General features: G+C 60.0%; 13 protein-coding genes and 1 tRNA gene. 4 read left to right on the forward strand and 10 right to left on the reverse strand.

Annotated features, from left to right (window positions below; all coding sequences use genetic code 11):
* The first annotated feature begins 301 nt into the window (after positions 1 to 301).
* A tRNA-Gln gene (locus DY251_RS04095) sits at positions 302 to 376 on the forward strand.
* A 7-nt stretch (positions 377 to 383) separates the two neighbouring features.
* Here DY251_RS04095 and DY251_RS04100 read toward each other — a convergent pair.
* A complete protein-coding gene (locus DY251_RS04100; RefSeq protein ID WP_116622588.1) occupies positions 384 to 680 on the reverse strand; it encodes an ArsR/SmtB family transcription factor in 297 nt (98 codons plus the stop codon).
* A gap of 78 nt (positions 681 to 758) precedes the next feature.
* Between DY251_RS04100 and DY251_RS04105 the strand changes: the two genes are divergently transcribed.
* The 3 genes from DY251_RS04105 to DY251_RS04115 are packed head-to-tail and all read left to right on the forward strand — an operon-like array spanning position 759 to position 5,178.
* The gene (locus DY251_RS04105; protein ID WP_116622589.1) at positions 759 to 962 is read left to right on the forward strand and encodes a YgaP family membrane protein; all 204 of its coding nucleotides are present in this window, start codon (positions 759 to 761) and stop codon (positions 960 to 962) included.
* A 29-nt stretch (positions 963 to 991) separates the two neighbouring features.
* Positions 992 to 1,987: an efflux RND transporter periplasmic adaptor subunit gene (locus DY251_RS04110; RefSeq protein WP_245415848.1), complete on the forward strand. Its 996-nt coding sequence runs from the start codon at positions 992 to 994 to the stop codon at positions 1,985 to 1,987.
* Entirely contained in the window at positions 1,984 to 5,178 is a 3,195-nt protein-coding gene (locus DY251_RS04115) for an efflux RND transporter permease subunit (protein WP_116622591.1), read from the forward strand. The genes DY251_RS04110 and DY251_RS04115 overlap by 4 nt, the downstream gene beginning before the upstream one ends.
* 251 nt (positions 5,179 to 5,429) lie before the next feature.
* Here the strand turns inward: DY251_RS04115 and DY251_RS04120 are convergent, their stop codons facing one another.
* The 9 genes from DY251_RS04120 to DY251_RS04160 all read right to left on the reverse strand — a co-directional run bounded on the left by DY251_RS04120 (position 5,430) and on the right by DY251_RS04160 (position 15,188).
* The gene (locus DY251_RS04120; protein ID WP_116622592.1) at positions 5,430 to 6,440 is read right to left on the reverse strand and encodes an HlyD family secretion protein; all 1,011 of its coding nucleotides are present in this window, start codon (positions 6,438 to 6,440) and stop codon (positions 5,430 to 5,432) included.
* Positions 6,441 to 6,444: 4 nt separating this feature from the next.
* Positions 6,445 to 7,722, reverse strand: a complete 1,278-nt coding sequence (locus DY251_RS04125; protein WP_116622593.1) for a glycosyltransferase family 2 protein — start codon at positions 7,720 to 7,722, stop codon at positions 6,445 to 6,447.
* Positions 7,719 to 8,429, reverse strand: a complete 711-nt coding sequence (locus tag DY251_RS04130) for a TackOD1 domain-containing metal-binding protein (RefSeq protein ID WP_116622594.1) — start codon at positions 8,427 to 8,429, stop codon at positions 7,719 to 7,721. Before DY251_RS04130 ends, DY251_RS04125 begins: the two co-directional genes overlap by 4 nt.
* On the reverse strand, positions 8,430 to 9,077 hold the full coding sequence (locus tag DY251_RS04135; protein ID WP_116622595.1) for a hypothetical protein: 648 nt from the start codon (positions 9,075 to 9,077) through the stop codon (positions 8,430 to 8,432). It abuts the gene before it with no gap.
* 96 nt (positions 9,078 to 9,173) lie between these two features.
* On the reverse strand, positions 9,174 to 9,596 hold the full coding sequence (locus DY251_RS04140) for a DMT family transporter (RefSeq protein WP_116622596.1): 423 nt from the start codon (positions 9,594 to 9,596) through the stop codon (positions 9,174 to 9,176).
* Between the two features lie 202 nt (positions 9,597 to 9,798).
* Positions 9,799 to 10,254, reverse strand: coding sequence for a DMT family transporter (locus DY251_RS04145; protein ID WP_116622597.1), 456 nt, complete (start codon positions 10,252 to 10,254; stop codon positions 9,799 to 9,801).
* Between the two features lie 14 nt (positions 10,255 to 10,268).
* A complete protein-coding gene (gene smc, locus DY251_RS04150) occupies positions 10,269 to 13,727 on the reverse strand; it encodes a chromosome segregation protein SMC (protein WP_116622598.1) in 3,459 nt (1,152 codons plus the stop codon).
* A 51-nt stretch (positions 13,728 to 13,778) separates the two neighbouring features.
* The gene (locus DY251_RS04155; protein ID WP_116622599.1) at positions 13,779 to 14,549 is read right to left on the reverse strand and encodes a DsbA family protein; all 771 of its coding nucleotides are present in this window, start codon (positions 14,547 to 14,549) and stop codon (positions 13,779 to 13,781) included.
* Between the two features lie 141 nt (positions 14,550 to 14,690).
* Positions 14,691 to 15,188 carry a DUF721 domain-containing protein gene (locus DY251_RS04160; RefSeq protein ID WP_116622755.1) on the reverse strand — a complete coding sequence of 166 codons (498 nt, stop codon included), beginning with the start codon at positions 15,186 to 15,188 and terminating at the stop codon, positions 14,691 to 14,693.
* Positions 15,189 to 15,195: the final 7 nt, after the last annotated feature.

Raw genomic sequence — 15,195 nt, forward strand, 5'->3', positions numbered from 1 at the left:
CAATATGGATTTTCGCTAATGAAACAAATATACAAACGAAATCACAGCTATGAGCGGTGCTCTCCAAGCCGCCGAGCGGGTCAGCGATGGAATTTTGGCTCCAATTTTAACAATTCCCGGCGCGAGGTGAATGCATTTTATATACAGCGCAGCAAATGAACTCAGCTACCGGGATCGATGACCACCAACCACGCTGGCGCTGCTCGCAAAATTCAGTTGAATTTAGTGGCTTTGCGCGATTGCCTAATCAGAATTCGGTGCCTATAAGGCGGCTCACTTCGAGCCGACACTTTGTCGGTATTGGGGCGTCGCCAAGTGGTAAGGCATCGGTTTTTGGTACCGACATTCCCAGGTTCGAATCCTGGCGCCCCAGCCAAGTCTCGCTATTTCGGGCAGAATGCGTCGTGCAACGCCTGCACAACGGATTGCACCTCTGGCCGCGCGATCCGGTAGTACACCGTGGTGCCTTCCCGGCGCGATTCGACCAGACCGTCTGCGCGCAACCGCATTAGCTGCTGCGACATGGGCACCTGTTCTATGTTGAGCAATTCGCGCAACTGGCCGACGGACATCTCGTCGCCGCCGAGTGCGCAAAGCACAAGCAATCGCTGTGGATGCGAGAGGCTCCGCAGCAGTTCAGCCGCGTGGCCGGAGGCCGGTATCATCTTTTCTACATTCATACTCTTGAATTTAAACTCTTTGAATGTTACGTGCAAGTCCAGCTTTCGACAACTAAGACTCAACCGGGAGACAATTCAATGACGATCGACAAGGCAGTGCTTATGTTCGCTGGTTTCATGGTCCTGCTATCCCTCTCGCTCGGGCTATATTTTTCGCCCTATTGGTTTCTGCTCACGGCATTTGTGGGCGTGAATATGATTCAGGCGTCGGTTACCGGCTTTTGTCCGGCGGCGATGATATTCAAGCGTGCGGGCTGCAAGGTTGGCGTCGTGTTTAAATAAGCACCGCCGCGCACCTACGGAAACCCGTCATGAAACACGCTAGTGCCTACGCATTTGCAGCCGCCCTCGTCTGTGCATTCGGCGTGATGCCGTTTACTGCTTCGGCCAATGATTTTCGCGTCGCGCCGGCCACTGTTACCGAATGGAAGGCGGTGTATGGGGAGGTCGAAACTGTCAATATCGTGCCCGCGCGGGCACGCATTTCCGGCACGGTCGTGGATGTGCGCGTCACCGAAGGGCAGGAAGTTCGTAAGGGCGCGGTAGTTGCCAGCATTGAGGACGAGAAGCTGGCTCTTCAGCTTCGAGCTGCCGGGGCTCGCGTCGCCGCGCTCAATTCGCAAATGACGAATGCCCAGACAGAGTTGACGCGCGCGCAGGATTTGCTGCGCACCGGCGCAACCGCGCAGGCGCGCGTCGATGCGGCGAAGGTCCAGCTCGATGTTTTGACGAGCCAGCTTACAGCAGCAGTGGCCGACAAGGCGGTTATCGAACAGAGCGCGCGCGAGGGAGATGTCCTTTCGCCGGCGGATGGTCGCGTCCTCACCGTGCCCGTCACGGCCGGTTCGGTGATAATGGCCGGCGAGCCCGTCGCGCGCGTTGCATCGGGTCGATATTATCTGCGTCTGTCATTGCCGGAACGCCACGCCGCTGAGATATCGGAAGGCGCAACGGTGGTGATCGGCGGGCGAAGCAACGCCGAGCAACCCCGGCAGGGCCGCATCGCGAAGGTCTATCCTGAAATTCAAAACGGCCGCGTCATCGCGGATGTCGAAGTGTCCGATATCGGCAATTACTTCATCAATGAGCGCACGCTGGTTTCCATTCCCGTTGGCCGACGCACAATTCTCGCGGTGCCGCCGCAGGCGATCCGAACCGTTCACGGCATTGATTACGTCACACTGAAATCCTTGCAGGGCACGCTGGAAGTTGCCGTCGTTACGGGTGAGCGCGTCGAAATCGACGGCAAGGAAATGATTGAAGTTTTGACCGGGCTCTCCGCGCAGGATGAGGTTGTCACGCGATGAAGGCCGGTCTTGCCGGGGGGCTGACCCGCGCCTTCATAGCGTCTCCGCTCACGCCGCTTTTCCTGCTGGCAGCGTTGGCGTTGGGGCTTGTCGCGCTGCTCACCTTGCCGCGCGAGGAAGAGCCGCAAATCTCGGTGCCGATGGTGGACATTCATGTCGCCGCAAACGGCATGAAAGCGGATGACGCCGTAAAGTTGGTCACCGAGCCGCTCGAAACAATCGTCAAGAGCATTGCAGGTGTCGAGCATGTTTACTCGCAGACGTCGGATGATGGTGCGCTGGTCACGGCACGCTTCGACGTCGGCACGAGTTCTGATGCCGCAGTCCTGCGTGTGCATGAAAAGCTACGCGCCAATATGGACCGCATTCCGGTCGGCGTCCCCGAGCCGCTCATTGTCGGGCGGGGTATCGACGATGTTGCAATCGTCGTAGTCACGCTGACGCCAACGCCGGAAGCGGCAGCGCGCTATTCACCGGCAGACCTGACGCGGCTGGCGCGCGAGTTGCAGACCGAGGTTTCGAAGCTGCCGGATATTGGCCTGACTTATATTGTCGGTGAGCAGGCGGACGAGATCCAGGTCGAGCCAGATCCGGAAAAGCTGTCGCTCTATGGCATAACGCTTCAGCAGCTGACGGCGAAAATCACGGGCGCAAACCGTTCATTTCAGATCGGGAATGTACGAGATGCTGGCAGTCAACGCGTGCTTGTTGCGGGCCAAACGCTGCAATCGGCGGTCGATATTGGCAATCTGTTGCTCACCGCGCGTGATGGCAGGCCGGTCTATGTCCGCGATGTCGCGACCACCATTCTGGCAACCGCCCCTGCAGAAAACCGGGTTTTCAACGTCACGAAGACTGACGCTGGCTTGCAGCGCGCGCCCGCGGTTTCGCTGGCCATTGCGAAGCGTCCGGGAACGAACGCCGTAGCTATCGCGGAAAATATCGTTCATCGGCTGGACGAAGTTCGTGGCCAGATATTCCCCAAAGATGTCGAGATGTCCGTCACGCGCGATTACGGCGAAACCGCAAATGAAAAGGCGAATGAGCTGCTCTTTCACCTTGGGCTGGCCACCGTTTCGATCGTCGTGCTCGTTGCGCTTGCGATTGGCTGGCGCGAGGCGCTTGTCGTCGCCGTGGTCATCCCCACGACCATCCTGCTCACGCTCTTCGCCTCGCGCGTAATGGGGTACACGCTCAATCGCGTCAGCCTGTTCGCGCTCATCTTTTCCATCGGCATTCTTGTCGATGACGCCATCGTCGTGATCGAAAACATCGCGCGCCATTGGGCCATGAAGGATGGGCGCTCGCGCACGCAGGCGGCTGTCGATGCCGTCGCGGAGGTTGGCAACCCGACCATTGTCGCCACCCTCACCGTCGTGGCGGCACTTTTGCCGATGCTGTTCGTGTCGGGAATGATGGGGCCTTACATGAGCCCGATCCCGGTTAACGCGTCTGCGGCGATGCTGTTTTCATTTTTCGTCGCAGTCATGCTCACGCCGTGGCTCATGGTGAAGTTTGCAGGCAATACGCCGTCGCACCATGCGGATAGCTCGACTGCGAAAGGCGGCATGCTTGGCCGCGCCTATGTCTCGGTTGCACGGCCAATCCTGCAATCCCGCAAGCGCGCATGGATGTTTCTCATCGCCGTGGGCATCGCGACGCTGGCTTCACTGGGGTTGATCTACACCAGGCACGTAACAGTCAAGCTGCTGCCGTTCGACAACAAGTCTGAACTGCAGGTGGTTGTGGATCTGCCGAAATCATCGTCCGTCGAGGATACGAACCGCACGCTGCAAACCATTGTCGATAGTCTTGCCGACGTTCCTGAGATTGTTTCGTTCCAGACCTATGCGGGCGCGTCTGCACCTTTCAATTTCAACGGCCTGGTGCGCCATTATTATCTGCGCGCGGCACCCGAACAGGGCGACATCGCCGTCAATCTGGTCAGCAAGAGTGAGCGTGACCGTGCAAGCCACGCCATCGCACTGGATATTCGCCAGCGCATCAAGGGGCTGAAATTGCCCTCCGGCACGATTGTCAAAGTGGTTGAGCCGCCACCCGGACCGCCGGTCTTGGGCACCCTGCTGGCGGAAATCTATGGGCCTGATGCCGAGACGCGCCGCGCGGTGTCAACGAAGGTGCGCGAAATATTCTCATCGGTTCCTTACATCGTGGATGTGGATGACAGTTTCCACAACCAGCCGGACCGCATGCGTCTGTCCATCGATCAGGACAAGGTTGAGTATCACAAGGTCGAGCAGTCCGACGTCTACGATACGCTGACTTATCTCTATGGCGGCGCAACGGTTGGTTATTCGCATCGTGGCGAAGGACGCCAGCCAATCCCTATCCGCATCGCGCTGAGCAAAGGTAGCCGCGTTGTGAACGAACGCGCGCTGTCAACGCCCGTCGCGGCGAATGCACTTCCTGGCGCGCGCGATGTTGTTGAGCTGGGTGATGTGGTCACGGCTACGCACGAGCCCGCATCCTTCCCGGTGTTCCGTCACAATGGACGCCCCACCGAAATGGTCATGGCAGAACTTGCCGGAGATTTTGAGGCTCCAATCTACGGAATGCTGGCGGTGAACGAAGCCATCGATAAGGCCGATTGGGGCGAGCTGCCCAAGCCTGTCATATCGCTGCACGGTCAGCCTGATGATGAGAGCAAGCCCACCCTGCTGTGGGATGGCGAATGGGAAGTCACCTGGGTCACGTTCCGCGACATGGGCGCGGCTTTCATGGTTGCCATTATTGGCATTTATATTCTCGTCGTTGCGCAATTCGGTTCGTTCAAGTTGCCGTTGGTAATCCTTACGCCTATTCCGCTGACGCTCATTGGCATCATGCTTGGTCATTGGGCTTTTCACGCACCGTTCTCGGCAACGTCGATGATTGGATTCATCGCGCTCGCGGGTATCATTGTGCGCAATTCGATCCTGCTGGTGGATTTCATCCGCCATACACGACAGCCCGGCCGGCCGCTTGTTGACGTGTTGCTGGAAGCGGGGGAAATCCGTTTCAAGCCGATCCTGTTGACGGCCATCGCGGCAATGATCGGTGCTGCCGTTATTCTGACGGATCCGATCTTTCAGGGCCTTGCAATTTCGCTGTTGTTCGGCCTTGCCTCATCAACCCTGCTCACCGTGCTGGTGATCCCGGCAATTTACGTGGCTCTGCGCGGCGAAAAGTGAAGGGCCCGCCAGAATGGATGCGGTTGGACGATTAGCGCAGCCCACCCGCGCCGGAGGGCGGGAAGATGCCAGCGTGCGGATGAGGGGTAAATTTACCCACCATCGCAAAATCAAACGCTCGGATTCAGATCAGCGTGGAGCGAAAATGGTGATCTTCGAGAACCGGAGCGGAGTGTACTTTTCGTAGATGAGCACCGGAAGCGGAGAAAAAACGACATTTGCAGCCGCGCTCATCTGAATCCATCTGAATTTCACCCCGCCCAGCAGAAGCCGAAGGCGCACCCCGTGACTGTCACTTTCTGGGTCACGGCAAATGGATTTTGCGAGGTCAGGACTACGCGAAACAGGCGTGAGCGATCGCGGGGGCGGAAGAGGTTTTGAAACTCGTCGGGCAAGGCATCCGCAACGGCAAGCACGCTGTCAATGCGGCCCTTGGCTGTCTCGCCGCCGCTGCGCAGATTGACGGTCATGCCCTTGCGGATGGCGAACATATATTCGTCGGGCAGATAGGCCAGCACGTAGATCTTGCCGCCATTGATCTGCAAGAGCTCGTCGCCCGGCTTCACCACCTGCCCCGGCACCGGAACCTTGACGCCGATCACGCCAGGACCGCTGGCGCGGATATTGCCGTCGTCGAATATCGCTTTCAGCTTTTCCATCGCTTCGCGCGAGGTCTGGCGCGATTTGCCGACCTGCTCCAGCTCGTCTTGCGCTGAAGATTTTTGTGCGGTCAGCTCGGCCACTTTCTGCGCGGCGGCGAAGCTGCTTTGCAGGGCGCTGTCACGCGAGAGCACCGAAATCACGCCGCGGTCCGAAACCTTGTCGAAGCTCGAAACGGTCTTGGTGGATTCGCGCGCGTTGCGGGCGGCCAGCGGCGCGATTGCCTCGACCACGTCGAGTTGCCCGCGCAACTGGCTCTCGCGCACGGCCAGTTCGCCATCGCGCAACGCGAGCTCGGCAATCTCCTTCACCATCTCGAAGGATTCGAGTTTCAGCAGCGGCATGCCTTCCTCGACGAGATCGCCCTCCTGTACATAAACGTCCACGATTTTGCCCGTATAGCTGGCGTCGACCGCGCGCATGCTCGTGAGGATGATACCATCCGCCGACAGCACGAAAATGCTCCCGAACAGATAGTAGAGCAGCGAAGTGACAAAGCCCGCAATCATCGTGAGATAAACGCGGCGCCCCCACTTGGCGGAAGCCGCGCGCTGCTGCTTGCCAAGGTTGTCAATACGGATCGTATTGCGAAGCTTTTTCATGTGCTTACCACGGTCGCTCCAGCCGCACCTTGTTCGGCGTATAGTTGTCGCGATGTGAGCCGCGCAGCGCCCATTCGTCGATATAGGCGATCATTCGCACTGGCCGCATCACGAACGTCATGAATGCTGAATAGCCCGGCAGGAAAGGCAGGTTCGACCAGAAAACCTTCCTGCCGGTCGTCCATGCGCCGATTGCCAGCACGATGATATCCAGCACCATCAGGCCCAGTTGCATGCCGATCAGAATGGCAATCGCGAAGGAACCAAATGAAAGGAAAAGCCACAGAATATAGAGTGGGAAAATTGCTGCCCCCAGCACGTTGAACAGCAGGAAATCCCATTGATGAAATGCTTCGGCGGGCTGGAAAGCAGGATCGAACGGGTTCATCAGCCGTCTGTGTTTGCGATATCTAAGCCAGATTGCATCCCGCTCCCAACGCAATCGCTGCCGGATGTATTGGAAGGCGCTGGTCGGAACATCGGTGTAGCAAATCGCCTCTGGCGCGTAGACAATCCGCCAGCCCTTCAAGCGCATCCGCAGTGTCGCATCCAGGTCTTCGCCACCGCCGACATCAAAGCCGCGCACCGAATCCAGCGCTGTGCGCCGAAAAGCGCTGAACGCGCCGGATGCGCACACAACCTGATCGATTGCGTTGGCGATGCGCTTGCCCACCGAAATCGACTGGAGATATTCAATCTCCTGAAACTGCGCGATCAAACTTGCGCTGCTGTTGCGAGGTGCAACATCGCCGCAAACCACACCCACGGAGGGGTCGTCAAACGGCTCCAACAACCGCTCCACGGCATAGCGGTCAAACGAGCAATCGCAATCCACATTGATGATGATCTCGCCGCTGGCGGATTTACAGGCCAGATTGATGCCGCTGGACTTGCCGCCGCGCAGATCGGTCGTAACGATCTTGGTCGCAAGCCCGCGCGCAACCAGCGAGCGCGCCACCGCCGACATACGATCGGTCGAGCCGTCGCTGACAATCACGATCTCGAATTTGTTGAAAGACTGCTCGTGCAGCGAGCGGATGCACGCGTCCAGTGCGTCCTCTTCATTGTGACCTATGAGAATAACGCTAACCGACGGAAATACCTGCAGGATTTTTGCCTTGACATCGTCTTCTTCCGGCCTGTCGCGCATGGTCATCGCGGCCGCCACGAACGGCATGATGTAGCGCGGCAGTTCGAAAATCACCGTGTACCAGAAAAGCACGATCACACTCGACGGCGTTTGCGCGAACAGAAATGCGAAGCCGAGTTGGATGTCGCTCAAGGTTCGGCCCGCCCGTTCATGCCCAACAGTTGCAGCGCCGGCCCAACCGGATCAGAAAGCACAGACTCCGCCGCCCTTATCTGCTCTTTGAGCAAGTCCGCTATCTGCCTGTCACGTCGGCCAAGCAGCACATAGTCTTCCTGCTCGCCCACATGCACGCTCGCCTGCGTGCCCATGCCATTGGCCAGGCATTCAAGAAAAAGCGTCCGCAGCTTCTCGAAGCGCAGCAGGCCGCCTGCCGCCACCAGCGCGTCCTTGTTGCGATAGCTCACTTCAACGACGGTTGGCCGCGTCTGCCCGGCATTGCGCTCGCGCTCCACCGCGCTTTTCAGCGAAGCCGGAAAATGCTCGGCTACGGTGCGCTGAACGCGCCGGTTCAGCATCGCGACACCCGCTTCGGTCAGCGTGTAGGAACAAATATCGAGGCGCGTTATGCGCTCGCCATCGGTGCGCCCGCCGCAGTCAAGGCACATGAACCCGACCTCCGGTTCAGAGGTCGTTGAGGAGCACGTCTGGCAAAGCTGCACCTGCCCCGGCTTATCGTAATCCTTGCCGTAGTTGCGCAGATGGTGACTGCATTTGGGGCACACCAGCGCCCCGCCCTGCCGGAATGAATCCTCCGGCTCCAGTGCCGCGCAGCGATAATGATGCACCAACGAAACTTCGCGCAAATCCGCCGAGCGACATTTCGGGCATTCCTCGCGCACTTAAAGCCGTCGCGAGCTGCAATTGCTGCATTCATGCATCCGGTCGAAGAAAGTGCGATGCAGGAAGCCGCGCCGCGCCATCGCCTCAGCCATCGGCACAGTCACCGGCGCTGACGGAAAGCCTGGATAGCAAACGGCTTCCGGCGTGGTGACCAGACGTTTCGCCGTAAGAGGTCGGCCCGATACGAAAATATGCGCAATCAGTTCAAGTTCCGGCCCGTGCTGTTCGCGCAGCGCCAGCTCGATCCGCTGGCGGCGAGAGCGAAAGTCGACGATGCAGCGCGCGGTTTCGGCCCATGTGTCGCGGTTGAACGGATCGAACCGCACATCGGCAAAATCGCCCGCGCTTCTGCCGACATCGATGATCGGCACCAGATTGACGCCCACCGCATCGCGCAGCTTGTGCAAATCGCCGCCCGCGGCCCCGGCAAAAACCACCGCGTCGATATTGCCGTCATGCGTTACTTTGAATATTCGTTCAATCAACGGCAGGGCGGCAAGATTCGTTCGCGGATACCATTCCACTTTCGGGCGGTCGAACAGGCCATAGGCCTGCCAGAATTCGCACACATGACGAGCAATATCCTCGGGCCCCACAATGGGCACGGCAGCAGCTATTTCTGCCGTCGTGGAGCCGACCGCCACCATTGAAAACCCCAGCCACCTTACAACACAACCAAATGTTGATTTAAGCATCAGGAATTTACAAAAGGTTTTTAAGCTCTTAGCTCAAAAGAGCTAGTGTTATGCCCGCTTATGCATCAGAGCCATTCCGCCGAGGATCAAAGCCACCCCGATTGCGCTTGGCGCCGGCGAAAATGAGTCGGCTAAAAACCAGTCCAGCAGCACGCCTGAAACCATCTGCCCGCCGACGATCAGCAGGGCCGTATTTGCCGCTCCTATCCGCAACAGCAACCAACTTCCTGCGGCGACAAAAACCACGCCAATCGGCCCGCCAATATAATCGAACCACGGCACGTTGCGCGGGCCTTCGGGCACAAGCCCACCGATTGCAAGACCAAGCACAGTCAACGCGGTAAACCCGACGATGTGGTTCCAGAAGGATGCAACCAGCGGCGAGGTGGAAAGGCTCAGCCGTCCGTTCAACTGGCGGCTGACGCCCACAAGAATCCCGGCAAATATTGCGAGCAATACGTTGATGGTCATGTCGGTTTTTCCGCTGCAGTCATTCTACCCCTCATCCGCCCGCCGGCGCGCCCCCTCAAGGGGCGAAGGCAGAAAACTGAGATGTCTCGCTCGTTCCACGACACCGGTGATTGCAACCGTCGCTGCCACTTCCGCCTTCTCCGCTTGAGGGACAAGGTGGCGGCAGCCGGATGAGGGGTAATTGCGATGAACGCTCTTTTCATCACCCCAACCCGAACAAAATAATCACGGCGCTGCCGGCCATCACCAATCCCAAAGCGCAGAGGTCGCGCAGGCTTGGGCGACGTTTGGGCATACCAAACAGCCCCCAATGATCAGCCGCGAGCGAAAACACCACCTGACCGCCCAGCCCGAGCGCGAGCGTACCCGACAGCGCCAGCGGCGAGTTAACCGCGCTGGTTGTGACCATAACCGTCAGCGCACCGGACAATCCGCCCAGATAGGCCCACCACGGAATCGCCAGACCAATATTTCCCTCAGCACGCCACCGGCTGCGCAAGATCAGAATGAATATCAGCGCGGCAATGGTGCCGGTTCCGTGGGCGGTCCATGAGGAAAATAGCGCCCCGCCATATCGGCCAAGCTCGCCGTTGAAGTGCACCATCAGCGTCAGCAGGCCACCGGCCGCAAACGCAGCCAGCAAGTCCATCAACTTCATCGGGCGGTCGGAATTCAAACTGCCTCGCGCATGCGCTCGGCCGTTTCCAGATCGACGGAGACGAGTTGGCTTACGCCCTGCTCTGCCATGGTCACCCCGAACAGGCGGTTCATGCGCGCCATGGTGATCGGGTTGTGAGTGATGATCACGAACCGTGTTTCGGTCGTGCGCGCCATCTCATCCATCAAATTGCAGAACCGCTCGACATTGTGGTCGTCCAGCGGTGCGTCAACCTCGTCGAGCACGCAGATCGGCGCCGGATTGGTCAGGAACACCGCGAAAATCAGTGCCATTGCGGTCAGCGCCTGCTCGCCGCCCGAAAGCAGCGTCATGGTCTGCGGCTTCTTGCCGGGTGGCCGCGCCATGATTTCGAGCCCGGCATCGAGCGGATCTTCCGACTCGATCAACTGCAATTCAGCCGTGCCACCGCCGAACAGGTGTGTAAACAGCCGCTGGAAATGGCCGTTCACCACGTCGAAAGCCGCCAGCAGGCGTTCGCGCCCTTCCTTGTTCAGGCTCTGGATTGCCTGCCGCAGCTTGCGGATCGCCTCCACGACGTCCTCGCGCTCGGAAACAATCGTTTCCAGCCGTTCGGAAAGCTCGCGCTGCTCTTCTTCCGCGCGCAAATTCACCGCGCCCAGCCGCTCGCGCTCGATCTTCAAGCGTTCCAGCGAACGCTCCGTCTCACCAATGTCCGGCACCGGCTGGTCGGCCTCTAGCCCTGTATGCTGGATCACCAGATGCGGCGGCACATTCAGCGTTTCCTGAATGCGCGCCTCCACCTCTGCGCGCCGCTCATCTGCCGCTGTCAAGCGCTCCTCGGCACGAACACGCGCCTCGCGTGATTCCGAAAGCGCGGTGATCGCCGCAGTCGCCGCCTTATCGAGTTCAGCCTGCCGGTTTTCCGATTCCTGTAGCCTGTCCGAAGCTTCCCTGCTCGTCGCTTCCGACTGCGAAAGCTGCGAAAGCAGCGCCCGCCGCCGCTGGTCAATATCGTCCGGCGCATCGGCAATGCGCATTCGTTCGGTATCGGCTTCCGTGCGGCGTTCGGTCAGCAGCGCAATCTGCTTTGCCGCATTGTCAGCGCGCTGCATCCAGCTTGTGCGCTCGCCTTCAATCGCCGTCAGCCGCCGCGTCCGTGCTTCCGCCTCTCGACGCAGCCCCTCATGCACAGCGCGCGCATCCGCCAGTGTTGCCCGCTCGCGCAAAACATCAGCCGAAAGGCGATCAAATCGAATCTGCAAATCTGCAAGGTCCGGCGCGGCAGCCAGTTGAGCCTCCGCATCGCTAAAACTCGTCTGTGCTTCCTGCGCGGTTTCAGACAAGCGCTTGCGCGCCTCATCCAGCGCGGCCCGGCGCTTGACCAGTTCGCCCGATGCCTTTTCCGCCTTTTCCAGCGCATCCCGCGCCAGACTCACCGCATGTTGCGCGTCACGCCAGTTCTGCCGCGCGACCCGTTCCGCCTCAGTCAACGAGCGCACGGACTGCTCAGCCGTCGCCAGCCTTTCTTCCGCGCCGCGCACCGTGCGCGTCGCCTCGACAGCTTCCGCGTCGAGTTCCTTCAGCCGGTTCTTCTGCGCCAGCCGCATCGCCGCAGGCGTCGGCGCTTCCGCGCTTGCGGTCACACCGTCCCAACGCCACAGCGCGCCGTCACGGCTTACCAGCCTTTGGCCGGGTGCCAGCAGCTTTTGCAGCCGCGCGCCATCTGCGGCATCCACCACGCCGACCTGCACCAAACGCCGCGCCAATTGTCTCGGCGCGCGCACAAACTCGCCAAGACTGCGCGCGCCTTCCGGCAATTTTGGATCACCGCTCTGCGGCTCCATATCGCCCCAATGCGCCGCCGCTGCGCGATCCAGCGGCAGTTCGAGATCATCACCCAGCGCCGCGCCCAGCGCTGTTTCAAAGCCGCGATCAACGCCCAATTGCTCCAGCACAGCCGGGAACAAATCATTGGAGCCCGCGCTCAACACCTTTGCCAGCGTGCGCGCTTCCGTCTCGACGCGTTGCAATGCCGCGCGCGCTTCCTGCAAGGGCGGGCGTGCCGCCGTCTCCGCCTGCCGCGCCTCGGCAACTGCCTTTTCCGCCGCGACTGCCGCCGCTTCCGCCTCGACAACGCGCTTTTGCGCCTCGTCAACCAACACCCGCTTTTCAGCAGGATCGGGCAAAGCCGAAATCTGCGCGACAATGCCTTGCAATTCGCGGTCCACATCGGCCAGTTGCCGCCCGATCCGCTCGCGCCGCTCCGTTGCATCGCGAAGCGCCCGCTCCGTCTGGTTGCGCTGTGCGGCGGCTTCCGCGCGCTCGGCTGTCAGCTTAGCCAGCGCGCCTTCGCTCAAAGCCAGCGTGGCGCTTGCCTGCTCAAATTCCGCCCGCGTGGAAACCTCACGCTCCGCCGAGCCCGCTTCGTCCGCGCGCAACGCAGCTTCTTCATCCGTCAGCCGCGCCAGAATATCGGCATTGTCTCGAACCATCTGGTTTTCGCGCTCAATATCCGCCGCGAGCTGTTCGACCCGGCGATCAAGTTCCGCCTGACGGTTCTTGATGCGCTGTTCTTCTTCCTCGATCTGCGCTTTGGCTATTGTCAGCCGCTGCAGCGCCGCAGCGGCAGCCGCCGCCGCATCCCGCAGTTCCGGCAAACGATGCGCGCCTACCGCCTGCTGCTTCGCCGCTTCCATCTGCTGCGCGGCACGGTCGCCCACCAGCGTGGTTGCGTGCGCAAGTGCCGATTTGGCCTCTGCTTCCTGCGCCTTAGCCGCGATCCAGCGCAAATGCAGCAAAATGGCTTCCGCCTTGCGAATATCCGCCGACAGGTTCTTGAAGCGCGTTGCCTGCCGCGCCTGGCGTTTCAGGCTTTCGATCTGCGCGCCCAGTTCGCCGGTCACATCGTCCAGCCGTTCCAGATTTTGCTCTGCAGCGCGCAGCCGCAACTCCGCTTCATGACGGCGTGTGTGCAGGCCCGAAACGCCCGCCGCCTCTTCCAGAAGCTGACGCCGCGCCTGCGGCTTGGCCTGGATCAGCTCGCCAATGCGCCCCTGCCCCACCATCGAGGGCGATCGCGCGCCCGTCGATTGGTCTGCAAACAGAAGCTGCACATCCTTGGCGCGCGCCTCCTTGCCATTGATCCGGTAGACCGAACCGGCTTCGCGCTCGATGCGCCGCGAAACCTGCAATTCATCCGCTTCGTTGAAGCTCGGGGGGGCGGAGCGATCCACATTGTCGAGGAAAAGCGTAACCTCCGCTGTGTTGCGCGAAGGCCGCGTTGATGATCCCGAAAAGATCACATCGTCCATGCCGGAAGCGCGCATGTTCTTGTATGAGCTTTCGCCCATCACCCAGCGCAGCGCCTCGACGAGATTGGACTTGCCGCAGCCATTCGGTCCAACAATTCCCGTCAGCCCGCGTTCGATCACGAAATCGGAGGGTTCGACGAAGGACTTGAAGCCCAGAAGGCGCAGCTTGGTAAATTTCACGCGCGGCCAAAGGCGCGCTCAGATCGCGCGCCCCTCCCTGCCGCTACTGCCTTAAAGCAGTGGGTCGATGATGGCCGACATTTCCTCAATCGACATTGCCCCCGGATATTTCGATCCGTTGATAAAGAAGGTTGGCGTGGAATCCACACCGAAATCCTTGGAGGCCCGTTCCCGCACGGCCCTGATGTCTTCCAACAACTTCTGGTCGGTCAGGCAGGCCTCAAACGTTTGCTGCGAGAATCCGGCAAGTTTCGCAAGCTGAAGCAAGGCGTCTTTCGCGTTATCCACAGCCGCCCAGTTCTGTTGCTGCTGGAAAAGCACGCTTACCATCTGGAAATATTTGTCCTTGGAGCAGCGCGCCAGCATGAACGCGCCTTCCGCGCGCGGATCGAACGGGAACTCGCGGAACACCAACCGCACCTTGCCCGTGTCGATATATTTGCTCGTCAGCGTCGGCAGCGTCGTTTCGTGGAAATGCGCGCAATGCGGGCAAGTCATGGACGCATATTCTACAATGGTTACAGGCGCATCGGCCTTGCCGAGCACCATTTCGGGCAGCGGCCCCGGCTCCATCAGTTTCGCAACATCCACCGTGCCAGCGGCCTTCGGTGCTTCCACCGCCTTTGCGGGTGCCGCCGGTTCAGCAGGTGCTGGCGTTGCGGGCGCTGTCGTTGTCGCCGGCGTCGCGGTTGGCTCTGCTGGCGCGGGCGTTGCCTCCGCCTTTTTTTGCTCGCCCGAATCCGAACATGCAGCCAGCAAGGCCGCGCCAGAAACGGCAGCAAGCGCGGTTAAAACGGTCCGGCGCTGAACGAAGCTCATCATGCGAATCACCTGAGTTGTATGGAATTGTGCGTTGGAATATCCAACAAAAGCGAGAGTTCGCGCGAATTAAGGCAAACTGGTCCCCAACACAAAGCAGAATTTTGTCGCTGGCATCACGAATCCGCGACGGTGAACTTTGAGCTACTGCTTCTTGCTCGCCCTGACGGACGCTCCCAATCGCTCCAGCGACTCGCGCAAGCCATCATCTTCTATGCCTGAAACAACGCCTTTGATGCGGGCGCGTTCGTCGGCGTTCAGTTCCCGAAGCTTTGGCCGCTCTGGCCGCTCCTGCCTGACCGGCTTTTGAACGATTCGAATCCGGCCAATCGCCATATAACCCAGGAAACTGTTGACCCGACCGACGATTTCATCGGCCTCGTGCTGAATGTGCAGCGCGGCCAAACCCTCACATGCAATGACCAGAACCGCTGGTTCAAACGGATCGTTTTCGTCTCGCCTGCGGCCCCATTGAATCTTTTCCGGCCTTGAGGAAACCGCTATTCGCGGCCCGACGATTTCGTCCCAGCTTTGCACCAGCGCTACCGACAGCCCTGCCCGCTTGCGCAAAACCGGGTCCAGAATTTCTCCTGCCAGGTCTGCGACGGGAACGGGATTGCCGGAAAATCTTTTCCCTGCCATGTCCATG

This window comes from Mesorhizobium denitrificans (genome assembly GCF_003403035.1).
GTDB lineage: Bacteria > Pseudomonadota > Alphaproteobacteria > Rhizobiales > Rhizobiaceae > Mesorhizobium_G > Mesorhizobium_G denitrificans.